Annotated in this window: 23 protein-coding genes; 13 read left to right on the plus strand and 10 right to left on the minus strand. The window is 71.5% G+C overall.

Going from position 1 to position 23,060, the window contains the following annotated elements; all coding sequences use genetic code 11:
* Window positions 1-27 precede the first annotated feature (27 nt).
* A complete protein-coding gene (locus ACZ7LY_RS04700; protein ID WP_471623050.1) occupies window positions 28-1,473 on the plus strand; it encodes an MFS transporter in 1,446 nt (481 codons plus the stop codon).
* A 282-nt stretch (window positions 1,474-1,755) separates the two neighbouring features.
* Here the strand turns inward: ACZ7LY_RS04700 and ACZ7LY_RS04705 are convergent, their stop codons facing one another.
* Complete coding sequence (locus tag ACZ7LY_RS04705) at window positions 1,756-2,646, minus strand: AraC family transcriptional regulator (protein ID WP_471623051.1); 891 nt, start codon at window positions 2,644-2,646, stop codon at window positions 1,756-1,758.
* 248 nt (window positions 2,647-2,894) lie between these two features.
* Between ACZ7LY_RS04705 and ACZ7LY_RS04710 the strand changes: the two genes are divergently transcribed.
* Together ACZ7LY_RS04710 and ACZ7LY_RS04715 are read left to right on the plus strand one after the other, a co-directional pair.
* On the plus strand, window positions 2,895-3,926 hold the full coding sequence (locus tag ACZ7LY_RS04710; RefSeq protein ID WP_471623052.1) for an aldo/keto reductase: 1,032 nt from the start codon (window positions 2,895-2,897) through the stop codon (window positions 3,924-3,926).
* A 24-nt stretch (window positions 3,927-3,950) separates the two neighbouring features.
* Window positions 3,951-4,538, plus strand: coding sequence for a TetR/AcrR family transcriptional regulator (locus ACZ7LY_RS04715; RefSeq protein WP_471623053.1), 588 nt, complete (start codon window positions 3,951-3,953; stop codon window positions 4,536-4,538).
* Window positions 4,539-4,618: 80 nt separating this feature from the next.
* Here the strand turns inward: ACZ7LY_RS04715 and ACZ7LY_RS04720 are convergent, their stop codons facing one another.
* Window positions 4,619-6,001, minus strand: a complete 1,383-nt coding sequence (locus ACZ7LY_RS04720; protein WP_471623054.1) for a glycine--tRNA ligase — start codon at window positions 5,999-6,001, stop codon at window positions 4,619-4,621.
* A 199-nt stretch (window positions 6,002-6,200) separates the two neighbouring features.
* On the opposite strand from ACZ7LY_RS04720, the gene ACZ7LY_RS04725 reads away from it, so the two are divergent.
* From ACZ7LY_RS04725 to ACZ7LY_RS04740, 4 genes are all read left to right on the plus strand, one after another.
* Complete coding sequence (locus tag ACZ7LY_RS04725; RefSeq protein ID WP_471623055.1) at window positions 6,201-7,250, plus strand: metal ABC transporter substrate-binding protein; 1,050 nt, start codon at window positions 6,201-6,203, stop codon at window positions 7,248-7,250.
* A 35-nt stretch (window positions 7,251-7,285) separates the two neighbouring features.
* Entirely contained in the window at window positions 7,286-8,086 is an 801-nt protein-coding gene (locus ACZ7LY_RS04730) for a metal ABC transporter ATP-binding protein (protein ID WP_471623129.1), read from the plus strand.
* Window positions 8,086-8,985: a metal ABC transporter permease gene (locus tag ACZ7LY_RS04735; RefSeq protein WP_471623056.1), complete on the plus strand. Its 900-nt coding sequence runs from the start codon at window positions 8,086-8,088 to the stop codon at window positions 8,983-8,985. Before ACZ7LY_RS04730 ends, ACZ7LY_RS04735 begins: the two co-directional genes overlap by 1 nt.
* Window positions 8,986-9,052: 67 nt before the next feature.
* The gene (locus ACZ7LY_RS04740) at window positions 9,053-9,457 is read left to right on the plus strand and encodes a Fur family transcriptional regulator (RefSeq protein WP_471623057.1); all 405 of its coding nucleotides are present in this window, start codon (window positions 9,053-9,055) and stop codon (window positions 9,455-9,457) included.
* Window positions 9,458-9,778: 321 nt separating this feature from the next.
* Here ACZ7LY_RS04740 and ACZ7LY_RS04745 read toward each other — a convergent pair whose 3' ends face one another.
* The gene (locus ACZ7LY_RS04745) at window positions 9,779-10,564 is read right to left on the minus strand and encodes a helix-turn-helix domain-containing protein (protein WP_471623058.1); all 786 of its coding nucleotides are present in this window, start codon (window positions 10,562-10,564) and stop codon (window positions 9,779-9,781) included.
* Between the two features lie 325 nt (window positions 10,565-10,889).
* Here ACZ7LY_RS04745 and ACZ7LY_RS04750 point away from each other — a divergent pair, with 325 nt between their 5' ends.
* Both ACZ7LY_RS04750 and ACZ7LY_RS04755 read left to right on the plus strand, forming a co-directional pair.
* Window positions 10,890-11,351 carry a glycine-rich domain-containing protein gene (locus tag ACZ7LY_RS04750; protein ID WP_471623059.1) on the plus strand — a complete coding sequence of 154 codons (462 nt, stop codon included), beginning with the start codon at window positions 10,890-10,892 and terminating at the stop codon, window positions 11,349-11,351.
* Window positions 11,352-11,424: 73 nt separating this feature from the next.
* A complete protein-coding gene (locus ACZ7LY_RS04755) occupies window positions 11,425-12,057 on the plus strand; it encodes a class I SAM-dependent methyltransferase (RefSeq protein WP_471623060.1) in 633 nt (210 codons plus the stop codon).
* A gap of 255 nt (window positions 12,058-12,312) precedes the next feature.
* On the opposite strand, the gene ACZ7LY_RS04760 is transcribed toward ACZ7LY_RS04755, so the two are convergent.
* The 5 genes from ACZ7LY_RS04760 to leuA form a co-directional block, all read right to left on the minus strand.
* Window positions 12,313-13,140, minus strand: a complete 828-nt coding sequence (locus ACZ7LY_RS04760; protein WP_471623061.1) for an isoprenyl transferase — start codon at window positions 13,138-13,140, stop codon at window positions 12,313-12,315.
* Window positions 13,141-13,167: 27 nt separating this feature from the next.
* Window positions 13,168-13,917 carry a DNA repair protein RecO gene (gene recO, locus ACZ7LY_RS04765; protein ID WP_471623062.1) on the minus strand — a complete coding sequence of 250 codons (750 nt, stop codon included), beginning with the start codon at window positions 13,915-13,917 and terminating at the stop codon, window positions 13,168-13,170.
* A gap of 33 nt (window positions 13,918-13,950) precedes the next feature.
* A complete protein-coding gene (locus tag ACZ7LY_RS04770; RefSeq protein ID WP_471623063.1) occupies window positions 13,951-14,166 on the minus strand; it encodes a hypothetical protein in 216 nt (71 codons plus the stop codon).
* Window positions 14,167-14,311: 145 nt separating this feature from the next.
* On the minus strand, window positions 14,312-14,977 hold the full coding sequence (locus ACZ7LY_RS04775) for a TerB family tellurite resistance protein (RefSeq protein ID WP_471623064.1): 666 nt from the start codon (window positions 14,975-14,977) through the stop codon (window positions 14,312-14,314).
* Between the two features lie 207 nt (window positions 14,978-15,184).
* Window positions 15,185-16,906, minus strand: coding sequence for a 2-isopropylmalate synthase (gene leuA / locus ACZ7LY_RS04780; RefSeq protein ID WP_471623065.1), 1,722 nt, complete (start codon window positions 16,904-16,906; stop codon window positions 15,185-15,187).
* A gap of 287 nt (window positions 16,907-17,193) precedes the next feature.
* Here leuA and ACZ7LY_RS04785 point away from each other — a divergent pair, with 287 nt between their 5' ends.
* The 4 genes from ACZ7LY_RS04785 to ACZ7LY_RS04800 are packed head-to-tail and all read left to right on the plus strand — an operon-like array spanning window position 17,194 to window position 21,179.
* Window positions 17,194-18,255 (plus strand): M4 family metallopeptidase, encoded by a 1,062-nt coding sequence (locus ACZ7LY_RS04785; protein WP_471623066.1) that lies wholly within the window; start codon window positions 17,194-17,196, stop codon window positions 18,253-18,255.
* Between the two features lie 32 nt (window positions 18,256-18,287).
* Window positions 18,288-18,554, plus strand: coding sequence for a protealysin inhibitor emfourin (locus ACZ7LY_RS04790; RefSeq protein ID WP_471623067.1), 267 nt, complete (start codon window positions 18,288-18,290; stop codon window positions 18,552-18,554).
* 58 nt (window positions 18,555-18,612) lie between these two features.
* The gene (locus tag ACZ7LY_RS04795) at window positions 18,613-19,941 is read left to right on the plus strand and encodes a GH1 family beta-glucosidase (protein ID WP_471623068.1); all 1,329 of its coding nucleotides are present in this window, start codon (window positions 18,613-18,615) and stop codon (window positions 19,939-19,941) included.
* Window positions 19,938-21,179 (plus strand): MFS transporter, encoded by a 1,242-nt coding sequence (locus ACZ7LY_RS04800; protein ID WP_471623069.1) that lies wholly within the window; start codon window positions 19,938-19,940, stop codon window positions 21,177-21,179. The genes ACZ7LY_RS04795 and ACZ7LY_RS04800 overlap by 4 nt, the downstream gene beginning before the upstream one ends.
* A gap of 8 nt (window positions 21,180-21,187) precedes the next feature.
* On the opposite strand, the gene era is transcribed toward ACZ7LY_RS04800, so the two are convergent.
* Window positions 21,188-22,153: a GTPase Era gene (gene era / locus ACZ7LY_RS04805; protein WP_471623070.1), complete on the minus strand. Its 966-nt coding sequence runs from the start codon at window positions 22,151-22,153 to the stop codon at window positions 21,188-21,190.
* A 499-nt stretch (window positions 22,154-22,652) separates the two neighbouring features.
* A complete protein-coding gene (locus ACZ7LY_RS04810; protein WP_471623071.1) occupies window positions 22,653-23,006 on the minus strand; it encodes a cytidine deaminase in 354 nt (117 codons plus the stop codon).
* Between the last annotated feature and the right edge of the window lie 54 nt (window positions 23,007-23,060).

The following is a 23,060-nucleotide window of genomic DNA, read 5'->3' on the forward strand; positions in this document are numbered from 1 at the left end:
GTCTATGGGAGAGCGGATTCTCGTGGCATGACCACCACCACACCGTCTCCGTCGGTCGTGACCATCCCAACCACCCCCGCGGCCCCCGCCGCCCCGGCGCTGTCCGGGGCCGGGCTGCTGACCGTGCTGCTCGGCGCGGCGCTGCCGCTCATCGACTTCTTCATCGTCAACGTCGCCCTGCCCACCATCGACCGCGACCTGCGCGCCAGCCAGCCCGTCCTCGAACTCGTCGTCGCCGGGTACGGCATCGCGTACGCCGTGCTGCTGGTGCTCGGCGGGCGGCTCGGGGACGCGGTCGGGCGCCGCACCCTGTTCCTCGGCGGCATGGCCGCCTTCGGCGTCACCTCGCTGGCCTGCGGCCTCGCGCCGAACGCGTGGACGCTGGTCGCGGCGCGCGTCGCCCAGGGCGCGGCGTCGGCGGCGATGCTGCCGCAGGTCCTCGCCACCATCCAGGCGACGACGGCCGGCCCGCGCCGGGCGCGCGCGATGAGCCTGTACGGGGCGACGGCCGGGCTGTCCATGGTCGCGGGGCAGGTACTCGGCGGGGTCCTGGTCTCGGCCGACCTGTTCGGCACGGGCTGGCGCTCGGTGTTCCTCGTGAACGTCCCCGTCGTGGTGCTCGCCCTCGTCCTCGCCGCGCGCACGGTCCCCGAGACCCGCTCGCCGCGCCCCGAACCCCTCGACGGGCCCGGTACGGTCCTGCTCACCCTGGCGCTGCTGTCGCTGCTCGCGCCGCTCACCGAGGGCGAGGCGTCGGGCTGGCCGCTGTGGACGTGGCTCTCGCTCGCCGCGTTCCCGCTGCTCGCGTACCTCTTCTACGCGGTGGAGGCGCGGGCCGACCGGGCCGGGCGCACCCCGCTGATCCCGCCGTCGCTGCTGCGGCTGACCTCGCTGCGCCGGGGCCTGGTGATGATCGTGCCGTTCTCGGTGGGGTTCAGCGGCTTCATGTTCGTGATCGCGGTGGCGCTCCAGCAGGGGGCGGGGCTCGGGCCGACGGCGGCGGGTCTTTCGCTGGCGCCAATGGCCGCGGCGTTCTTCGTGGCGTCGCTGCTCGGGCCGCGCCTGGTGGCCCGCTGGGGCACGCGGGTCGTGACCGTGGGCGGGCTGCTCCAGGCGCTCGGCATCGCGCTCATCGTCCTCGCGGCGTGGCGGTCCTGGCCGGACCTGGACCTCGTGACGCTGCTGCCGGGGGCGGTCGCGGCCGGTGTCGGGCAGGCGCTGCAACTGCCGGTGCTGTTCCGCATCATCCTGTCCGAGGTGCCCGCGCACCGGGCCGGGGTCGGCGGCGGCGTGATGACGACGACCCAGCAGGCGTCCCTGGCGCTCGGCGTGGCGACGCTCGGCACGCTGTTCCTCTCCCTCACCCCGCACATGGGGATGCGGGACGCGCTGATCGTGACGCTGCTCGCACAGCTCGCCACGATCGCCCTGACGACGGCCCTGAGCCTGCGCCTGCCGAGGAAGGTGACCTGAGCGGCGGCGGGCCGGGGGCGCGCTTGCTCCGGCGCGGGGTGCTCTTGGGCTCGGGGATGCCCCGGGAGCGGGGGTGCTGTCGGGCTCGGGGGTGCTCCCGGGAGCGGGGGTGCTTCCGATGCGGGGAACAACTCGGCACGGAGGCGGCGCTCGGTACGAGGACGTGCGGGTGGGTGGGGCTTCTCGCGCAGTTCCCCGCGCCCCTTCGGTGCGCACTTCGTGCGCTACCTCTATCGGAGGAGGCTGGGGCCTCAGGGGCGCGGGGAACCCGATACCGGGCGGTCAGGCCGGTTCCACCGGGAGCCACAGGTCGGTGGTCGCCGTGGAGAAGTCGGCCGCGCGTTCCACGATCGACAGGACCGAGGGGCCGGGCCGCAGCCGCCACGGGTTGGACGGGAACCACTCGGTGGCGGTCGCCGCCCACGTGCTCTGCAACGCCGACGGAAACGGCCCCGCCGTACGGAAGACCGCCCACATCCCGGCGGCCACCTCGATGACGTCGAGGTCATCGGGCGCCGGGGCGCCGGGCGCGAGGGCGACGCCGTGCAGATAGGTGAGGTCGGTGCCCTCGCGGCCGTCCGGGTCGACGCCGTCGCTGACCTGGAGCAGCCCGCGCGGGCCCGCCGGGTCCTGGTCGCCGAGCGCTTTGAGCCGCTCGTGCTCGGCGGCGGGCAGCGCGGCGATGTGCCGCTGGATGTGCGGATTGACGCCCTGGTGGATGAGCGGGACCCGGGCGGCGTGGCCGGCCAGCCGGAACGCGGGGCGTTCGACGAGGCGGGTGTCCATGGGGGTGCTCCCTTCGACGGTCAGGCGGAACCTGAGCTGTGGTTGTGTGCGCAGGGGGCCACCGTCGCGCCGCACGTCGGCCGGGCTCGCCCCGTGCACCGCGCGGAACGCCCGCCCGAACGCCTCGGTCGAGCCGTACCCGTACCGCACGGCGACGGCGAGCAGGTCGCCCTCGCCGCGGACGAGCGCCGCGGCGGCGAGCGTCATGCGGCGCCGCCGGACGTACTCCGACAACGGCATCCCGGCCAGCGACGAGAACATGCGCCGCAGGTGGTACTCGGTCGTCCCGAGGTCCCTCGCCAGCGCGCCGAGGTCCGGCTCGCCGCCGGTGGGCTGTGCCAGCCGCGACTCGACGAGATCGACGAGCCGGTTGAGCGCCGAGATCATGTGGCCTCCCCTTCGCCTCCCACTCTGTCCGCGGGCGGCCCCGCCGCGCCCGATCACAGCGGTCCGCTCCGATCATGCCCGAGCGGACAGAGGACGGGTGACAGATGACAAGTAACAGATGACAGGTGACAGATATTGAAATCTGTCACCTGTCATGCCACGCTGGAAGCACACACCGACTCGGCCACACCGCACGGCACCGCACCGCACCGCACCGCACCGCACCGCACCGCACCAAGGAGCCCCGCATGCCCTCCACCCCTTCCACCCCCGCCCTCCCCACCCGCACCCTCGGCACCACCGGCCCCCGCACCGCCGCCCTCGGCCTCGGCTGCATGGGCATGTCCGCGCTGTACGGGGACGCCGACCGCGCCGAGTCGATCGCCACCGTCCACGCCGCGCTCGACGCGGGCGTCACCCTGCTCGACACCGGCGACTTCTACGCCATGGGCCACAACGAGATGCTGATCGGCGAGGCCCTGCGCACCGCCCCGGCGGGACTCCGCGAGAAGGCGCTGACCAGCGTGAAGTTCGGCGCCCTGCGCGACGCGGACGGCGGCTGGTCCGGGTACGACGGCCGTCCCGCCGCCGTCCACAACTTCGCCGCATACTCGCTCCAGCGCCTCGGCGTCGACCACATCGACGTCTACCGGATCGCCCGCGTCGACCCGGACGTGCCCATCGAGGAGACCGTCGGCGCCATCGCGGAACTGGTCGAGAAGGGCCACGTACGGCACATCGGACTCAGCGAGGTCGGCGCCGACACCCTGCGCCGGGCCGCCGCCACCGCCCCGATCAGCGACCTCCAGATCGAGTACTCGCTGATCTCCCGGGGCATCGAGGAGTCCATCCTGCCCACCGCCCGCGAACTGGGCATCGGCGTCACCGCGTACGGCGTCCTGTCCCGCGGTCTGATCTCCGGGCACTTCACCCGGGACCGCAAGCTCGCGGCGAACGACTTCCGGAGCATGAGCCCCCGCTTCCAGGGCGACAACCTCCGGCACAACCTGGACCTCGTCGACCGGCTCCGCGAGATCGCCGACGCGAAGGGCGCGAGCGTCGCCCAGATCGCCATCGCCTGGGTGCTTGGCCGGGGCGAGGACATCGTGCCGCTGATCGGCGCCCGCCGCAGGGACCGGCTCACCGAGGCGCTCGGCGCGCTCGACGTCACCCTCGACGCGGCCGACCTCACCGCGATCGAGAAGGCCGTCCCCGCGGACGCGGCGGCCGGCGAGCGCTACCCGGCGGCGCAGATGGCGCACCTCGACAGCGAGCGCTGAACCCGTCCGGGTACGGTCACTGCCATGGCACCGACCACCGAGACCCTGACCCCCGAGCGCATCCTCGAAGCGACCGAGGAGGTGCTGCGCCGGCACGGCGCGGCGAAGGCCACGGTCGTGGACGTGGCACGGGCGCTCGGGGTGAGCCACGGCTCGGTGTACCGGCACTTCCGTACGAAGGCGGAGCTGCGCGGGGCCGTCACCAAGCGGTGGCTGGACCGTACGACCGGGCGGCTCGCGGAGGTCGTCGCGGCCGACGAGCCGGCGCCGGACAAGCTGCGGCGCTGGCTCGCCACCCTGTTCGACGCCAAGCGGCACAAGGCGGGCGACGACCCGGAGATGTTCGCCACGTACTCGGTCCTCACGGATGAGCAGGGCAGTGTGGTGGACGCCCATATCAAGGAGCTGACCGGGCAGTTGACGGCGATCCTGCGGGCGGGCGTGGAGGCGGGCGAGTTCAGCGCGCCGGACCTCGCGGCGTCGGCCCGCGCGGTCTTCGAGGCGACCGCCCACTTCCACGACCCGGTGTACGCGCCGGAGTGGTCGCGCGAGGGCGCGCAGGAGGCGTTCGACGCGGTCGTGACGCTGCTGGTGCGCGGCCTGCGCGCATAAGCCCCGCCACCCCCCCCTACGACATCGGGGCCCGCCCACCGCCGCAGCGGTGAACGGGCCCCGATGGACGCCGGAGGCGATCAGCAGCCGACGAGGCGTGCCGCGAGGTAGCCCTCGATCTGGTCCAGGGACACGCGCTCCTGCTTCATGGTGTCGCGCTCGCGCACGGTCACCGCGTTGTCCTCGAGCGTGTCGAAGTCGACCGTGACGCAGAACGGCGTACCGATCTCGTCCTGGCGGCGGTAGCGGCGGCCGATGGCGCCGGCGTCGTCGAAGTCGATGTTCCAGTTCTGGCGCAGCGCGGCGGCCAGGCCCTTCGCCTTCGGCGACAGCTCCGGGTTACGGGACAGCGGCAGCACTGCGACCTTCACCGGCGCGAGGCGCGGATCGAACCGCATGACCGTGCGCTTCTCCAGCTTGCCCTTGGCGTTGGGCGCCTCGTCCTCGAAGTACGAGTCGAGCATGAAGGCGAGCATGGTGCGGCCGACACCGGCGGCGGGCTCGATGACGTACGGGGTGTAGCGCTCGCCCTTCTCCTGGTCGAAGTAGGAGAGGTCCTGGCCGGACGCCTTGGAGTGGGCGGACAGGTCGTAGTCCGTGCGGTTGGCGACGCCCTCCAGCTCACCCCACTCGCTGCCGCCGAAGCGGAAGCGGTACTCGATGTCGGCGGTGCGCTTGGAGTAGTGGGAGAGCTTCTCCTGCGGGTGCTCGAACCACCGCATGTTCTCCTCGCGCAGGCCGAGACCGGTGTACCAGTTCCAGCGCTGCTCCATCCAGTACTCCTGCCACTTCTCGTCCTCGCCCGGCTTGACGAAGAACTCCATCTCCATCTGCTCGAACTCGCGGGTGCGGAAGATGAAGTTGCCGGGCGTGATCTCGTTGCGGAAGGACTTGCCCATCTGCGCGATGCCGAAGGGCGGCTTGCGGCGCGAAGTCGTCTGCACCTGGCTGAAGTTGGTGAAGATGCCCTGCGCGGTCTCGGGGCGCAGGTAGGCGACCGAACCGGAGTCCTGGGTCGGGCCGAGGTGCGTGGAGAGCAGGCCGGAGAACTGCTTGGGCTCGGTGAAGGCGCCCTTGGTACCGCAGTTGGGGCAGTTGATGTCCGCCAGCCCGTTCTCCGGGAGGCGGCCCTTCTTCTCCTCGTACGCCTCTTCCAGGTGGTCCGCGCGGAACCGCTTGTGGCAGGAGGTGCACTCGGTCAGGGGGTCGGTGAACGTGGCGACGTGGCCCGAGGCCTGCCAGACCTCGGTCGCCAGGATCACGGACGAGTCGATGCCGACGACGTCCTCGCGCGCGGTGACCATGTAGCGCCACCACTGGCGCTTGATGTTCTCCTTCAGCTCCACGCCCAGCGGCCCGTAGTCCCAGGCGGCACGCTGACCGCCGTAGATCTCGCTGCAGGGGTAGACGAAGCCACGGCGCTTGCTGAGGCTGACGATGGTCTCGATCTTGTCGGCGGCCACGGTGCTCTCTTCATTACGACGACGGTGAGCGCGCTGGATACGCGCCCTGGGAGCGAATGCTTCAGGTTACCGGCGGGCCCACCCCCCGAACCAAATCGGTGCCGGGGCGGAGTCGGGGCGGAGTCGGCACAGAGCAGGACGAAGGACGTGACGGAGGGCTTGTTGACAATCGTTTCCAGTTTTGTTGAAAATGACTGTCATGAACGTACGACGCTCCAGCCGCCCTCGCCGCCTGATATCCGCCACCGCCCTCGCCGCGTCCGCCGCGCTCGCCCTGACCGCGCTGACCGCGTGCTCGGCCCTCTCGGACGACGGCAAGAAGAAGGACGGCAAACTCGACGTCGTCGCGTCCTTCTATCCCATGGCGTACCTCGCCGAGCGCATCGGCGCCGGACATGTGGACGTCACCAACCTCACCGGGCCCGGCCAGGAACCCCACGACCTGGAGATCAGCGCCCGCCAGCGCGGCGAGCTGGAGGAGTCGGACGTCGCCGTCTACCTCAAGGGCCTCCAGCCCTCCGTGGACCAGGCCATCGACCAGTCCGCCATTCCCGCCAAGGTCGACGCGGCCTCCCTGACCACCCTGGAGAAGCACGGCTCCGAGGTCGGCGGCCACGCGCACGACCACGACCACGGCACCGACGAGCACGACCACGACGGTCACGACCACGACCACGGCACCGACGACCACGGTCACGATCACGGTCACTCGCACGGCGGCGACGGCGGCACCGACCCCCACGTCTGGCTCGACCCGGTGCGCTACGCCGAGGTCGCCGAGGGCGTCGGCAAGGCGCTGCGCAAGGCCGACCCCAAGCACGCGGCCGACTACGACAAGAACACCCGCGCGCTGGTCAAGGACCTCAAGCGGCTCGACACCGACTTCCGTGACGGCCTGCGCCGGACCGACACCAAGGTCTTCATCACCACCCACGCCGCCTTCGGCTATCTCGCCGAGCGCTACGGACTCACCGAGGAGGCCATCACCGGCCTCGACCCGGAGAGCGAGCCCAGCGCCGCCCGCGTCAAGGACCTCCAGAAGCTGGCGAAGGCCGACGGCGTCACCACCGTCTTCTACGAGACCCTCGTCAGCGGCAAGACCGCCCAGACCCTCGCCGACGACGCGGGCCTGCGCACCGATGTCCTCGACCCGCTCGAAGGCATCACCGACAAGTCCAAGGGCGACGACTACCTCCAGGTCATGCGGTCGAACCTGGCGGCGCTCCAGAAGGCGCTCGGCGCCAAGTGACCCACCCACCCAGCGATGTGAAGGGCGGCACGGACATGGCCCACCCCCAGGACCCCCACGGCCCCGGCACCCCCGAGCCGGTCATCAGCCTGCGCGGGGTGCGGGCCGAGCTGGGCGCACGGCCCGTGCTGCGCGGCATCGACCTGACCGTGCGGCGCGGCGAGGTCGTCGCCCTGCTCGGCGCGAACGGCTCGGGCAAGTCCACCGCCGTCCGCAGCGTCATCGGCCAAGTCCCGCTCAGCGGCGGCGAGATCGACCTGTTCGGCACGCCCCGGCGGCGCTTTCGGCAGTGGGCGCGCGTCGGTTACGTACCGCAGCGCACCACCGCGTCCGGCGGCGTGCCCGCGACGGTCGCCGAGGTCGTCACCTCCGGGCGGCTCGCCCGCACCCGCTTCGGGCTGCTGCGCAAGGCCGACCGGGAGGCCGTCACCCGCGCCCTCGATCTGGTCGGGATGGCCGACCGCGCCAAGGACTCCGTCGATGCGCTCTCCGGCGGCCAGCACCAGCGCGTGCTGATCGCCCGCGCGCTCGCCGCCGAACCCGAGCTGCTGATCATGGACGAGCCGATGGCGGGCGTCGACCTCGCCAGCCAGGAGATCCTCGCCGCGACCCTGCGCGAACAGGTCGCGGCCGGCGCGACCGTCCTGCTCGTCCTGCACGAGCTGGGCCCCCTCGAACCGCTCATCGACCGGGCCGTCGTGCTGCGCGACGGCTGCGTCGCCCACGACGGGCCGCCGCCCAAGGCGGTCGGCCAGCACGCGCTGCCGGGCCACGACCACGTCCACCCGCACGACTCCGCCGCCGCGGCGCCGATCCGTACAGGACTGCTGAGCTGATGGAATTCCTCGACTTCGCCTTCATGCAGCGGGCGCTGCTGGCCGCCGTCCTCATCGGCGTCACCGCCCCCGCCATCGGGATCTACCTCGTCCAGCGCCGCCAGTCCCTGATGGGCGACGGCATCGGGCACGTCGCCATGACCGGCGTCGGCCTCGGCTTCCTGCTCTCCACCTCGCCGGTGTGGATGGCCATGGCGGTCTCCGCGCTCGGCGCGCTGATCATGGAGCTGATCCGCTGGTACGGGAAGACACGCGGCGACATCGCGCTCGCCATGCTGTTCTACGGCGGCATGGCCGGCGGCGTGATGCTGATCAACCTCGCGCCGGGCGGCTCCACCGCCAACCTCACCTCGTACCTCTTCGGCTCCCTCGCCACCGTCTCGCCCTCCGACATCGTCGCCATCATGTGGCTCGCCGCGTTCGTCGTGCTGGTCACGGTGGGGCTGCGCCGGCAGTTGTTCGCGGTCAGCCAGGACGAGGAGTACGCGCGGGTCACGGGCCTTCCCGTACGGGCCCTCAACCTCCTCGTCGCCATCACGGCGGCGGTCACCGTGACGGTCGCCATGCGCGTGGTCGGGCTGCTGCTCGTGTCGGCGCTGATGGTCGTGCCGGTGGCGGCGGCGCAGCAGCTGACGCGGAGCTTCAAGGCGACGTTCGCCATCGCGGTCTCCATCGGCGTGGCCGTCACGCTCGGCGGCACGGTCACCTCGTACTACCAGGACGTGCCGCCCGGGGCGACGATCGTGCTGCTGACCATCGGGGTGTTCATCGCCCTGACCCTGCTCGCCACCCCGCTCGCGCGGCGCCGGGCCAGGGCCGCGGGCGGGCCCGGCGGCCCGGGCGCGGGCGAGCCCGCCGAGTGCGCGATCCCCGAACAGCAGGCGCCGGTGCGGGTCTGACCCCTGGCGGGGGCCGCCTGGCACAATGGCGGCGGTACGCAGTTGGCAGGGACGTGAGGAGGAACCCGTGGCAGCCCCGGTTCGAGGCAGGTCGACCCGCCAGCGCGCGGCCGTGGCGGCGGCGCTCGACGAGGTGGACGAGTTCCGCAGCGCGCAGGAGCTGCACGACGTACTCAAACACAAGGGTGACTCCGTGGGCCTGACCACGGTGTACCGGACGCTTCAGTCGCTCGCGGACGCGGGTGAGGTGGATGTCCTGCGGACCACCGAGGGCGAGGCGGTGTACCGGCGGTGCTCCTCGGGTGACCATCACCATCATCTGGTGTGCCGGGTGTGCGGCAAGGCGGTGGAGGTCGAGGGGCCGGCCGTCGAGAAGTGGGCGGAGTCCATCGCGTCGGAACACGGTTTCGTGAACGTGGCTCATACGGTGGAGATCTTCGGCACGTGTGCGGAGTGCGCCGCGTCGGAGTGACAGTGGCTCCCAGCGGGCGGGTCGATTCTCCATCTGACGGCTGCGTCGTGGTTGCTCGCGCAGTTCCCCGCGCCCCTGGAGGGGCGACTACGTCGCCACCTCCCTTGGGGGAAGCAGGGGCGAAGCCCCGCTTCCCCCAAGAGGAAGCTGCACGAAGTGCATGCTTCAGGGGCGCGGGGAACTGCGCGAGAAGCCCCACCGGCCGGAGGATGACCACGCACGGTCGTGCCCCGAAGGGGCGCGGGGAACTGCGCGACCAGCCCCCACCGGCCGAAAGGCGACGACGCACAGGTGGGCCCCGACAGGGGCACGGCCAACGCCCTACCCCGGGGCGCGCGAGTACCGCTCGACGGACGCCTTCGATGTAGACGCGTCGAGCAGCCGCAGTTCCCACGGCCCAGTGTTCACGTCGAAGTCTTTGCCGAAGCCGACCCACTTGCCCGCCATCCGGCGCCCGGTCGGCTCGATGAGCATCTGGATCGCCCCGTGATAGCGGGCACCCCGGTAGTAGCCGTCGGTGGCGGTCTGCTCGATCCACGACCCGGTGACGATGTTCCGGTCGACGGTGAGGTCGAGGTGCAGCGGGCTGTCCGGATTGAGCGAGGCACCCGGCAGGGACTCAGCCGTGAGCCGGTTGCCTCGCTGCACGAGCAGTACATGGTGCTTGCCCTCGAACGTGAGGTCGCGGCCCGAGCTGTAGAACTCGTAGTGACTCAGCCAGATACCCGAGTAGTCCGCTCCCTGACCCTGCGCGGCCGCCTCCGGCCCTGGGGACGCCTCCGCGACACCCGCGCCCCCGGCGGCATCCATGTCGTGCCCTCCTGCGCCGTCGTCGTGGACGCGGGAAGCGGGTACCGCGAGCGCGAATCCGAGTGCTTCGATGGGGCGCCCCGTGAACCGCTGGAGGGCACGCGCGTACAGCGGTCGGCACGTGCGGGTCTGGCCCGACTCCCACCGCTGCACGAGCCGCTTACTGGCCTCGTTGGGTTCGCCCAGCTCGCGGCCGGCCTTGCGGAGTCCGTGCGCGAACTCGTCCTGCGAGAGCCGCATGCCGATACGCACGGCACGCAGGACGTCGTTCGTCTGCACCTGTGCTGTGGTGGTCATGATGCGAGGCTAGCCCCGCGCCGCCTCCAATGACACCGGTTTGACGCCTTCGTGTGACGCCGACATGCCGCCTTCGGGACGCCCCGTACGTCGTCGTCATGGTCGGCGGGCTTCCGCAGGATGTGAGCCATGCCCATCCGCATCAGCGCGTACACGGTCAGAGCAGATGGCACGCACACCCCGGCACGGACCCTCTACGAGGGCGGGGGCGGGGAGCCCCTGACGACCGGTGTGATGCCGCCGTGCACCTGCCCGCGCTGCCGCCGAGGCGGAGGGCGTTCCTCAAGCACCACCACGAACCCCGATCCCGTGGAGGCACACCAGCATGAGCACAGCCGTGAAGGTCCGTGACCCGAAGACGTTCGTTCCCGAGGACGTGTGGGAGCGGGAGGTGAAGCTGATCATGCGCGAGCCCGGTACCACCCTCGGCAAGGCCGAACGGCTCTTCGGCCAGACCATCGCCTACTTCGTCGCGGCGGGCGAGAACCCCGACACCCTCATGGGGCCGTCCGTCGAGGTCGACAAGGGCGTCCACTCGTTCATGCTCGACACCATCCCGTTCCACCAGTTCACCTACGGGAACTTCGGCCGCTACATCCACCACGTCCCCGAACTCCCCGGCGCCGACGAGAGCGACGAAGACCGGCCGATGGTCCTGGAGGCCACCGTCGCGGCGATCCAGGCCGCGGGCTTCGCCATCGACCGCGAGCTGTGGTCCATGGGCGCCGATTGCTCCCAGTGCCACGCCGGATGCACCGACTCGCCGAACACGGGCAAGGGCAAGTAGCACGATCAGCACGTGCGTTGGGTCCGCCCGCTACGTTGGGGCGGACCCTTCCGCCACGGAGAGGAACGACTCTGTGTCGCTCGCGGAAACCTGGGACAGCTTCGCCCAGGGACGCAAACCCCGCCGCGCCTTGAACGCGCACGGCGAGTCCACCTGGATCAACTGGACGCAGTACGCCGACCACGGACCCGGCGATGAAGTCCTCGGCCCCCTGGCCGGTCGCCGGGTGCTGGAACTCGGATCGGGGAGCGGCGACAACCTCGCCCACCTCGTAACCCTCGGCGCCACCGGACTGGGGATCGACATCGCTCCGAGCCGCGAAAGCATCGCCCGGGAGCGGTGGGGGCATCTGCCCGGCCTCGACTTCCGCACGGCCGAAGCCGTGGAGTACCTGACCGTCACGGACGACGAGCCGTTCGATGTGGTGCTGTCCATCTTCGGCGCCGTCTGGTTCACCGACCCCGACGTCTTGTTGCCACGCGTGCGGGCCGGCATGACGCGGGGCGGCACCCTCGCGTTCTCCCACCTGCCCCCCGGAAGCCGGGAACTCAAGCCCGGCGCCAAGGCTGGAATGCGCTACGACCACTCGCCCGCCGAGTGGAAGGCGCTGCTGCACCGGCATGGGTTCGTCGACGTGCGCGCCGAGATCATCGACCCGCCCGAAGGCCGCGACACGGCAACGATACTGATCCGCGCACGCGTCTAACGGCCCCCTCACGCGTGGATGCCCCCTGCGAGGGTGCCCAGGCAAACGCGCCCCGTCAGGGGCGCGGGGAACTGCGCGACCAGCCCACCACCGGCCCGCAGGTGACCACACACAGGTCCGCCCCAAAGGGGCGCGGGGAACTGCGCGACCAGCCCCCACCCAGCCGCAGACAACCGACACCCCCAGGGGCGCGGGGAACTGCGCAGCCTGCCCCCGCCGGGGCGCAGGTGAACGGGGACCCAGGGGCGCGGGGGGTCAGGACTCCAGTTGGAGGAGGACCTCGTTGGGGGTCGCGCCCCCGAACCGCCGGTCACGGGACGCGTACTCCACACACGCCCGCCAAAGATCCCGCCGATCGAAGTCGGGCCAGAGCACGTCCTGGAACACCATCTCCGCATACGCGCTCTGCCACAGCAGATAGTTGGACGTCCGCTGCTCCCCACTGGGCCGCAGGAAGAGATCGACGTCCGGCATGTCCGGGTAGTAGAGATACTTCGCGAACGTCTTCTCGGAGACCTTGGACGGATCGAGCCGCCCCGCCTTGACGTCCTCCGCCAGCGCCCGCGCAGCGTCCGCGATCTCGGCCCGCCCGCCATAGTTCATGCAGAAGTACAGCGTCAGCCGGTCGTTGTCCTTGGTCTGCTCCTGGCTGATCTCCAGCTCCCTGGCGACCGACTTCCACAGCTTGGGCATCCGCCCGACCCACCGCACCCGCACCCCCAGCTCATCGAGCTGGTCCCGGGTCTTGCGGATGAAGTCCCGGTTGAAGTTCATCAGGAACTTCACCTCGTCCGGCGACCGCTTCCAGTTCTCCGTGGAGAACGCGTACAGCGAGATCGCCCCGACGCCCAGCTCGATCCCGCCCTGGAGCACGTCGAGCACGCGCTCGGCGCCCACCTTGTGGCCCTCCGTGCGCGGCAGCCCCCGCTCCTTGGCCCAGCGGCCGTTGCCGTCCATGACGATGGCGACGTGCTCGGGAACCAGCTCCCCGGGGAGCTTCGGCGGACGCGCGCCGGACGGATGCGGTTCGGGTGTGACGTACTCGCGCCGTGACGACCGTCCGAGGATTCCGCGACGTGCCATGTTCCGGGCCTCTCCCCTAGCTCAGCTTCAGCTTTTCTCTACGTAACGCAGCGAGCGCAGTCCACGCTCCAGATGCCAGTGCAGATACGCCGACACCAGCCCGCTGCCCTCCCGGACGAACCGCGCCTCGCACGTGTCCGCCGTCTCCCAGTCACCCGTGAGCAGCGCTCCGAGCAGGGTGAGGGCCTGCGGTGAGGGTACGACGCTGCCCGGTACCCGGCAGTCGACGCAAACCGAGCCGCCCGCGCCCACGGAGAAGAAACGGTTCGGACCGGGCATTCCGCACTTGGCGCAGTCCCCGAAGGTCGGCGCGTAGCCGTTGACGGCGAGGGAGCGCAGCAGGAAGGCGTCGAGGACGAGGTGCGGCGCGTGCTCGCCGCGGGCGAGGGTGCGCAGGGCGCCGACGAGGAGCAGGTACTGCTGGACGGCCGGCTCGCCCTCGTGGTCGGTGAACCGTTCCGCCGTCTCCAGCATGGCCGTACCGGCGGTGTAGCGGGCGTAGTCCGAGACGATGCCGCCACCGTACGCGGCGATGGTCTCACTCTGCGTGCACAGCGGCAGGCCGCGCCCGATCAGTTCGCTGCCGCGCGCGAAGAACTGCACGTCGACATGGGAGAAGGGTTCGAGCCGGGCGCCGAACTTCGACTTCGTGCGGCGCACCCCCCGGGCCACCGCGCGGACCCGGCCGTGGCCGCGCGTGAGGAGTGTGATGATCCGGTCCGCCTCACCCAGTTTCTGGGTGCGCAGCACGATGCCGTCGTCGCGGAACAGACTCATGGGCCCATTGTCCCCCACCCGGGGGCGGGTCGGTCAGGGGACCTCGCCGCGGCTGCGCCGGTTCGCGTACGCGGTGGCCGCGCGCAGCCGTTCGGTGGTGGTGGCCTCCCGGAGCGCCTCGGGGCAACAGTCCCATTCACGGCCGCCGCCGAACGGCCTCAGTTGCACGTACGGGCCCTCGTGGCCCATGACGCGCCCCACCTCACCGGTACTCGTGTCGACCGCGTACGTACCGATCGGTGGCTTCATCGGGGGGCTCCTGTCGTCCTGGGCCGCGGGCGGGCGTCAACCGAACAACGTCCCAGTTACACCGCGGGACACGGCCCCGCTCCCCTGATTGACCCCACTCCGAGCCCGGTGGGGAACGCTGGAGCGTCCGCCCCCGGCAGGCGCGTCAGCTCGGTGTGCGGGCCGCCGCCGTGAGGAGGAACGTCACTTCCTCGGTGGTGAGGGTGAGCGCGGCCCCGGCGGCGCCCAGCACGTCCCGCTCCCCCTTGCCGTAGGGCCCGTCCGCGAGGGCGACCCGCGCCCCTTGCAACAGGACCGCCTCCCGTCCGGCGGGGGCCAGATGCGCGGCGAGCGGGTCCAACACCTCATGCAGTTCGATGGCGAGCGACACCCCGTCGGAGTCCTCCGCGCCGCCGCTCAACGCCTCGACGCCGGCGCAGAGTTGCTCCTCGCAGCAGTCCTCGAACCCGGCCCCGCGCAGGGTGAGCACCGCGCATTCCAGCGCCGCCCGCGAGGAGTGCCCGCCGTCCGCCGCGAGCACCGCGAGGACGACGGTGTGCACGGCGTCGCGCAGCATCGCGGAGAAGCGGTGGGTGGTGGGGTGGTCGAGGGCGTCCGTCCCGAACCGCCCCTCGCACGCGACGCACCGCACGACGGGCCCGGTGGCCCCGCGCGGCAGGAGCGGCAGCCCGAGCACGGTGAAGCGGCGCCGGCCGGTGCGCCGCTCGTAGTTGCGGTCGCCGCCGCAGCCGGGGCAGAAGAACTCCCCGTCGCCGACGGTGGTCCATGTGGTGTGCACGCCCAGCACCCGGGACAACCCGGTTCGCCGCATACGTCCTTGGATCGGCTGCACGTCGCACACCTCCCTAACGGCGCGGCATCATCGCCGCGTTGGCGTGATGTTAGCCACATTGTTGATGCCGCGTCAGTACCTTGGTCACGCCGAGGTCACGGGATCCGGCACACCTGGCCGATACACGCCACGGCCCCGCACCCCCTGTGCGGGCGTGCGGGGCCGGGAAGGCGCAGCTCAACCGGGTCAGCGGGCCGCGCGGTTGACGGCGGAGACGACGGCCTTCAGCGACGCACGTGTCGTATTCGCGTCGATGCCGATGCCCCACAGGACCTTGTCGTCGATGGCGACCTCGATGTACGAGGCGGCGACGGCGGAGGCGCCCTCGCTCATCGTGTGCTCCTGGTAGTCCAGGAGGCGGGCGTCGATGCCGATGGCCTGCAGCGCGTCGAAGAACGCGGAGATCGGGCCGTTGCCCGTACCGGTGAGGACCTGCTCGACGCCGTCCACCTCGGCCTCGACGGTCAGGGTGTCGACGCCGTCGGTGTCGGTGGTGGTCTGCCCGTTCCTGACCTGGATGCGGCCCCAGGGGTTGGCCGGGTTCGGCAGGTACTCGTCCTGGAAGGTGCTCCAGATGTCCTTCGGCGTGACCTCGCCGCCCTCGGCGTCCGTCTTGGCCTGGATGACCTTGGAGAACTCGACCTGCATCCGGCGCGGCAGGTCCAGGCTGTGGTCGTTCTTGAGGACGTAGGCGATACCGCCCTTGCCGGACTGGGAGTTGACGCGGATGACGGCCTCGTAGGAGCGGCCGACGTCCTTGGGGTCGATGGGCAGGTACGGGACGGCCCACTCGATGTCGTCGACGGTGACGCCCTTGGCCCTGGCGTCGGCCTCCATGGCGTCGAAGCCCTTCTTGATGGCGTCCTGGTGGGAGCCGGAGAAGGACGTGTAGACCAGGTCGCCCACGTACGGGTGGCGCGGGTGGACCTCCATCTGGTTGCAGTACTCCCACGTACGGCGGATCTCGTCGATGTCGGAGAAGTCGATCTGGGGGTCGACGCCCTGCGAGAACAGGTTCATGCCGAGGGTGACCAGGTCGACGTTGCCGGTGCGCTCGCCCTGGCCGAACAGGCAGCCCTCGACGCGGTCGGCGCCGGCCATGACGGCCAGTTCGGCGGCGGCGACGGCGGTGCCGCGGTCGTTGTGCGGGTGGACGGAGAGGCACACGTACTCGCGGCGCGACAGGTTGCGGTGCATCCACTCGAACCGGTCGGCGTGCGTGGACGGCGTCGAACGCTCCACGGTGGCGGGCAGGTTGAGGATGATCTCGCGGCCCGGACCCGGCTGGTAGACGTCCATGACCGCCTCGCAGACCTCCAGCGCGAAGTCCAGCTCGGTGTCGGTGAAGATCTCCGGGCTGTACTGGTAGCCGAACTCGGTCTCGGGGCCGAGGATCTTCTCCGCGTACTCCATGACCAGACGGGTGCCGTCGACGGCGATCTGCTTGATGTCGTCCTTGGAGCCGCGGAAGACGACCCGGCGGAAGACGGGCGCCGTCGCGTTGTACAGGTGCACGGTGGCGTGCTTGGCGCCCTTGAGGGACTCGACCGTGCGCTCGATCAGGTCCTCGCGGGCCTGGGTCAGCACCGAGATGGTGACGTCGTCCGGGATCGCGCCCGGCTCCTCGATGATGGAGCGTACGAAGTCGAAGTCGGTCTGGCCCGACGCGGGGAAGCCGACCTCGATCTCCTTGTAGCCCATCGTGACCAGCTGGTCGAACATGCGGCGCTTGCGCTCGGGCGACATGGGGTCGATCAGGGCCTGATTGCCGTCGCGCAGGTCGGTGGAGAGCCAGCGGGGGGCGGCGGTGATGCGCTTGCCGGGCCAGGTGCGGTCGGGGATGTCGACCTGCTCGTACTGGCCGTACTTCTGGATCGGCATGGTGCTGGGCTGCTGGCGGTTCGCCATGATGCGGGGGCTCCTCGAGGTGGCCTGGAAGGCGGCCGACGGCGCAACGCCAAACTCCGCGGGGAGGGGGTCGGCCTCGACTACAGGCCCTCGCCGCGGCAGCTAAGGAGAAGCAGCCCGAATCGCATGATGCTCAGCACCCTAGCCCACCGGCGCCGGATGCGAAGGCCCGTATCAGTATGCGGGATCGCGGCGAGGTAACGGGCAAGGGGTGATCAATACCTCTATTTCATTAATCTCGGTCGCTGGTGGTGACAGAGCCATCACGCAGTGCCACATTGCGACGCATGACCCCCAACCCGACGGGAACGCCCGTCTTCTGCACGATCGTGCCGCCCCACATCCTGGACAAGCTCTCCCGCTCGGACGTGGGGCAGGTCGCCGACCGCGCCCACGCCACGCTGGAGCACGACGCGTCGCTGCGCACCCGGCGCCTCGTCGCCGCCCCCGCCGCGTCCGCCGCGGCCCCCGCCGACACGGCCCGCACCCCGCAGCGCACCCTGTACGACGCCAGGCACCGCACGGCGCTGCCCGGCACGAAGGTGCGCGGCGAGGGCGACCCGGCGAGCAAGGACGCCACCGTCAACCGGGCGTACGCGGGCCTCGGCGCCACGTTCGAGCTGTACCTGGAGAAGTTCGGGCGGTTCTCCATCGACGGCGACGGACTGCCGCTGAACGCGTCGGTGCACTACTCCCGCGACTACAACAACGCCTTCTGGGACGGCAGCCAGATGGTGTTCGGCGACGGGGACGGCGAGATCTTCCTCGATTTCACCCTTCCGGTGGACGTCATCGGCCACGAGTTGACGCACGGCGTGACGCAGCACACGGCGAACCTCGACTACTACGGCCAGTCCGGCGCGCTCAACGAGTCGGTCTCCGACGTCTTCGGCTCGCTCATCAAGCAGTACGCCCTCGGCCAGAGCGCCGCCGACGCCGACTGGCTGATCGGCGCCGGGCTGCTCGCCCCCGGCGTCAGCGGCGTCGCCCTGCGCTCGATGAAGGCGCCCGGCACCGCGTACGACGACGACGTGCTCGGCAAGGACCCGCAGCCCGCCGACATGGGCCACTTCGTCCGCACCAGCGAGGACAACGGCGGGGTGCACATCAACTCCGGCATCCCCAACCACGCCTTCTACCTGCTGGCCACGGCGCTCGGCGGGCACGCCTGGGAGCGCGCCGGGCTGATCTGGTACGACGCGCTGACCGGCGGGGAGCTGGGGTCGGACGCCTCCTTCACCGACTTCGCCCGGGTCACGGCGCGGGCGGCCAGGGCCCGTTTCGGCGGCGGCGAGGCGCTGGAGGCGGTGCTCAAGGCGTGGGAGCAGGTCGGCGTGCCGGCGCACTGACGCGGCGGCCCGGATCGGGGTAGACAGGAGTCATGCGTATCCATGTCTCGCGTACGGGCGGCTTCGCCGGGATCGGCCGGGAGGCCGAGGTCGACACGGCGGGCCGCGCCGACGCGGACGCGTGGCGGTCGCTGGCCGGGCGGGCGCTCGCCGCCGGCCACGACAGCCCGCCGTCCGGCGTGCCCGACGGCTTCGCCTACACCCTCACGGTCGACGGCCGCACGGTGTACTGCGCCGACCCCGACCTCACCGACGAGCAGCGCGAACTCATCTCACGCGTCCTGAAGGAAGGCGCGTAACAGCCGTTCGCCGCACGGGCGTTGACTTTCGTACCGGCCGGTACGGATGATCGCGGCCATGACAGCGACCCAGGACGGCCTGCCCGCGTTCCCGCCCGGTTTCCTGTGGGGCGTGTCCACCTCCGCGCACCAGATCGAGGGCGCCGCCGACGGGCGCGCGCCGTCGGTCTGGGACACGTTCAGCGCCGAGCCCGGCCGGATCAAGGACGGCACGACGGCGGCCACGGCCTGCGACCACGTGGCCCGCTACCGCGAGGACGTGGCGCTCGCCCGCGACCTGGGCGTCGACGCGTACCGCTTCTCCGTCTCCTGGCCGCGCGTCCTCGCGCCCGGCGGCCTCGACTTCTACGACCGGCTCGTCGACGAGCTGCGCGCCCAGGGCCTGACCCCGGTGCCCACCCTGTTCCACTGGGACCTGCCCGTGTCCGTGCAGGAGGCCGGCGGCTGGCTCTCCCGCGACACCGCCGAGCGCTTCGCCGGGTACGTGGAGACCGTCACCGCCCGCCTCGGCGACCGCGTCGACCGCTGGATCACGCTGAACGAGCCCGCCGAGCACACCCTGCTCGGGCACGCGCTCGGCGAACACGCGCCCGGCGCCAAGCTGCTGTTCGACGCGCTGCCCGTCGCCCACCACCAGCTCCTCGCGCACGGTCTCGCCGCCCGGGTGCTGCGCGCGGCGGGCGCCCGCTCGATCGGCATCGCCAACTCGCACGGCCCGACCTGGCCCGCCTCCGACACCCCGGACGACACCGGCGCCGCCGACCTGTACGACGTCATCCTCAACCGCCTCTTCTCCGACCCGCTGCTGCTCGGCCGCTACCCCGACGGATTCGGGGAGCTGATGCCGGGCGGCGACCTGGCCGCCGACCTCCGCGTGATCAGCGAGGACACCCTCGACTGGTACGGCGTGAACTACTACCAGCCGACCAAGGTGGGCGCCCCGCAGGCCACCGACGTGGAGTTCTCCGGCCTCACCCTGCCCGCCGAACTCCCCTTCTCCGTCCAGGAGATACCCGGCTACCCGACGACGGACTTCGGCTGGCCCGTCGTACCGGACGCCCTCACCGAACTCCTCACCGGCCTGCGCGAGCGCTACGGCGACAAGCTGCCGCCGATCGTCGTCACCGAGAACGGCTGCGCCTACGAAGGGCTCGACGACCAGGAGCGCATCGCGTTCCTCGACGGTCACATCCGGGCGCTGCACCGGGCGCTGGAGGCCGGCGTCGACGTACGCGGCTACTTCGTCTGGTCGCTGCTCGACAACTGGGAGTGGGCCGAGGGCTACACCAAGCGCTTCGGGCTCGTCCACGTCGACTACGCGACCCAGCGGCGCACCCCGAAGGCGTCGTACGGGTGGCTGCGGGACCAGTTGCGGCGCCGGGGATGAGCGCGGCGGCGCTCGCCGAGCCCACCGACCGGGTCTCCCGCGGCTGGACGGGCGCCCTGGCGCTCGCCAACGGCGCGATCTGGGTCGGCTGGTACGGCCCGTTGCAGATCCTGCTCGCCCGGCAGGCCGCGCACTTCGCGCCCGGCACCGGCCTGTCCAAGGAGTCGCTGCTCGCCTGGGTGACCGGTGTCGGCGCGGTGGTGTCGCTGGCGGCGAACCCGCTGTTCGGGGCCCTGTCGGACCGTACGGTGTCGCGGCACGGGCGGCGCACCCCGTGGATCGTCGCGGGCGCGGCGGGCGGCGCGGCGGCGCTGGTCCTGCTGGGCGCCGCGAACGCCCTATGGGTGCTGTTCGCGGGGTGGGCGCTGGTGCAGCTCACGCTGAACGCGGCGTTCGCCGCCGTCACCGCCGCCGTCCCCGACCGGGTGCCGCGCCCGCAGCGCGGGGCGGTGGGCGGCTGGCTGGGCGCGGCGCAGATCCTCGGCGTGGTCGCCGGCACCGGGCTCGCCACGGCGGCGGGCGGGATCGGCGGCGGCTATCTGGCGTGCGCGGTGTTCACGCTGGTCGGCGTCGCCCCGTACGTGCTGCGCCACCCGGATCTGCGGCTTGCGGCGGCGGACCGGCCGGCCTGGTCGTGGCGGGCGTTCGCGGCGGGGTTCTGGGTGAGCCCGCGCCGCCACCCCGACTTCGGGTGGGCGTGGCTGACCCGGTTCCTGATCAACCTCGGCAACGCGCTCGTCCTGCTGTACCTGTACTACTACCTGCGGGACGCGCTGCACCGGCCCGACCCGGAGACCGGCGTGCTGATCCTGACCGCCGTCAACGGCGTCACGCTCCTCGCCACCGTCGTCGTCGGCGGCGTCTGGTCCGACCGCGTGGGGCGGCGCAAACCGTTCGTGCTGTGGTCCGGGGTGCTGATGGCGGTGGCGACGGGCCTGCTCGCGGGCTGGCAGACCTGGCCGGGGGCGCTGGTCGCGGCGGCGGTCCTCGGCGTCGGCTTCGGCGTGTTCACGTCCGTCGACTTCGCGCTGATGACGGACGTGCTGCCGAGGGCCCTCGACCGGGGCAAGGACCTCGGCGTCATCAACATCGCCAACTCCCTGCCCCAGGTCGCCGCGCCCGCACTAGCCGCGCCCCTGGTCGGGCAGCTCGGCGGCTACCGCACGCTGTACCTGGTCGCGGCGGCCGTCGGACTGGCCGGCGCGGTCCTCGTACGCCGGATCCGGGGCGTCGCCTGACCCCCGGGCTAGAAGCCGAGCTTGCGGAGCTGGCGGGGGTCGCGCTGCCAGTCCTTGGCGACCTTCACATGCAGGTCCAGATAGACGGGCGTGCCGAGCAGCGCCTCGATCTGCTTGCGGGACTTGATGCCGACGTCCTTGAGCCGCTTGCCCTTCGGGCCGATGATGATGCCCTTCTGGCTGGGCCGCTCGATGTAGACGAACGCGTGGATGTCGAGCAGCGGCTTGTCCGCCGGACGGTCTTCACGCGGCAGCATCTCCTCGACGACCACCGCGATCGAGTGCGGCAGCTCGTCCCGTACGCCTTCGAGCGCGGCCTCCCGGATCAGCTCCGCGACCATGACCTGCTCCGGCTCGTCCGTCAGATCGCCCTCGGGGTAGAGCGCGGGACCCTCCGGCAGCATCGGTACGAGGAGGTCGGCGAGCAGGTCCACCTGCTTCTCCCCGACGGCCGACACCGGCACGATCTCCGCCCACTCGATGCCCAGCTCCTTGCCGAGCTGGTCGATGGCGATGAGCTGCTCGGCGAGCGCCTTGCCGTCGACGAGGTCCGTCTTCGTGACGATGGCGACCTTCGGCGTCTTCTTGATCGACGCGAGTTCCTTGGCGATGAAGCGGTCGCCGGGGCCGAGCTTCTGGTCGGCGGGCACGCAGAAGCCGATGACGTCGACCTCGGCCCAGGTGGTGCGCACCACGTCGTTCAGGCGCTCGCCCAGCAGGGTGCGGGGTTTGTGCAGGCCCGGGGTGTCCACGAGGATGAGCTGCGCGTCGGGGCGGTGCACGATGCCGCGGACCGTGTGGCGCGTGGTCTGCGGGCGGTTCGAGGTGATCGCCACCTTCTTGCCGACCAGAGCGTTCGTGAGGGTGGACTTGCCCGCGTTCGGGCGGCCGATGAAGCAGGCGAAGCCGGCGCGGTGCTCGGGGGCGCGGGGTTCCGGGGTCGGCTGCGGGGGCTGCGGGGTGCGGGCGCTCATGGGCCCATTGTCCCTGATACGAGAAGCGCCGCGTACCGTGCCGTCGGGCTGCCGCCATTTCGGGCCTGCGGGGCCCTGGGCGCCGGGTGCGCGGGCGGCTCCGGCCGGTGGGTTTTTTCGACTCTCGTCGTGGCTGATCGCGCAGTTCCCCGCGCCCCTGGGGAGTTCTCTGGCGAAGGCCGCTTGTAGTGACCGTCTTGCGCAGTTCCCCGCGCCCCTGGGCAGGTGGGTGGCTCCGGCCGGTGGGTTTCCTCGACATTCGTCGTGGCTGCTCGCGCAGTTCCCCGCGCCCCTGGAGGCGGGGCTTCGCCCCTGCCTCCCCAGATAGAGGTAGCGCACGAAGTGCGCACCGAAGGGGCGCGGGGAACTGCGCGAGACGCCCCACCCACCCGCGGACGAAGTACGACCCAGGGGCGCGGGGAACTGCGCGATCAGCCCGCCACCCGGCGAAAGGTGAACGACGACCCCAGGGGGCACCCCCGTCAGGAGCGCAGGGCGATCAAGGCGCCGGCGTCGTCGAGCGGAGCGTGCCGTCCGGGGACGCGAGGAAGACGGGCGTACCGGCACCCCCGAGGTCACCGACCGCCGCAAGATCCTCCCCCGAGACGGAGTCCCCCGTACTGACGACCGCCGCCGCCTCCAGCGACCCCGCCCCGGAAGCCACCGCCATGGCGACAGCGGTCCGCAGCGCGCTCAGCCGCAACGACGCCAGCTCCACACTCCCGGCGACATACGTCCGCCCCGTCTCGTCCCGCACGGCCGCCCCCTCGGGCACACCATTGCGCGCCCGCGCGGAACGGGCCAACGTGACGATCTTGCGGTCCTCGGGGCCGAGGTCGGTGCTCTCAGTCATGGAGTGAGCATATGAAGCCCCGCCCGCCCCCACCGCCCCGGGGCACCGCCCCCA

Source organism: Streptomyces sp. NPDC107550, from assembly GCF_055639095.1.

Coding starts and splice junctions, on each gene's coding strand:
- ACZ7LY_RS04710 (WP_471623052.1), top strand. CDS start 2,895: ATGCCCTCCACCCCTTCCACCCCCGCCCTCCCCACCCGCACCCTCGGC.
- ACZ7LY_RS04810 (WP_471623071.1), bottom strand. CDS start 23,006: ATGACTGAGAGCACCGACCTCGGCCCCGAGGACCGCAAGATCGTCACG.
- era (WP_471623070.1), bottom strand. CDS start 22,153: ATGAGCGCCCGCACCCCGCAGCCCCCGCAGCCGACCCCGGAACCCCGC.
- ACZ7LY_RS04760 (WP_471623061.1), bottom strand. CDS start 13,140: ATGGCACGTCGCGGAATCCTCGGACGGTCGTCACGGCGCGAGTACGTC.
- ACZ7LY_RS04785 (WP_471623066.1), top strand. CDS start 17,194: ATGACCCCCAACCCGACGGGAACGCCCGTCTTCTGCACGATCGTGCCG.
- ACZ7LY_RS04745 (WP_471623058.1), bottom strand. CDS start 10,564: ATGACCACCACAGCACAGGTGCAGACGAACGACGTCCTGCGTGCCGTG.
- ACZ7LY_RS04730 (WP_471623129.1), top strand. CDS start 7,286: ATGGCCCACCCCCAGGACCCCCACGGCCCCGGCACCCCCGAGCCGGTC.
- ACZ7LY_RS04800 (WP_471623069.1), top strand. CDS start 19,938: ATGAGCGCGGCGGCGCTCGCCGAGCCCACCGACCGGGTCTCCCGCGGC.
- ACZ7LY_RS04770 (WP_471623063.1), bottom strand. CDS start 14,166: ATGAAGCCACCGATCGGTACGTACGCGGTCGACACGAGTACCGGTGAG.
- ACZ7LY_RS04775 (WP_471623064.1), bottom strand. CDS start 14,977: ATGCGGCGAACCGGGTTGTCCCGGGTGCTGGGCGTGCACACCACATGG.
- ACZ7LY_RS04735 (WP_471623056.1), top strand. CDS start 8,086: ATGGAATTCCTCGACTTCGCCTTCATGCAGCGGGCGCTGCTGGCCGCC.
- ACZ7LY_RS04705 (WP_471623051.1), bottom strand. CDS start 2,646: ATGATCTCGGCGCTCAACCGGCTCGTCGATCTCGTCGAGTCGCGGCTG.
- ACZ7LY_RS04715 (WP_471623053.1), top strand. CDS start 3,951: ATGGCACCGACCACCGAGACCCTGACCCCCGAGCGCATCCTCGAAGCG.
- ACZ7LY_RS04790 (WP_471623067.1), top strand. CDS start 18,288: ATGCGTATCCATGTCTCGCGTACGGGCGGCTTCGCCGGGATCGGCCGG.
- ACZ7LY_RS04725 (WP_471623055.1), top strand. CDS start 6,201: ATGAACGTACGACGCTCCAGCCGCCCTCGCCGCCTGATATCCGCCACC.
- ACZ7LY_RS04750 (WP_471623059.1), top strand. CDS start 10,890: ATGAGCACAGCCGTGAAGGTCCGTGACCCGAAGACGTTCGTTCCCGAG.
- recO (WP_471623062.1), bottom strand. CDS start 13,917: ATGAGTCTGTTCCGCGACGACGGCATCGTGCTGCGCACCCAGAAACTG.
- ACZ7LY_RS04700 (WP_471623050.1), top strand. CDS start 28: ATGACCACCACCACACCGTCTCCGTCGGTCGTGACCATCCCAACCACC.
- leuA (WP_471623065.1), bottom strand. CDS start 16,906: ATGGCGAACCGCCAGCAGCCCAGCACCATGCCGATCCAGAAGTACGGC.
- ACZ7LY_RS04795 (WP_471623068.1), top strand. CDS start 18,613: ATGACAGCGACCCAGGACGGCCTGCCCGCGTTCCCGCCCGGTTTCCTG.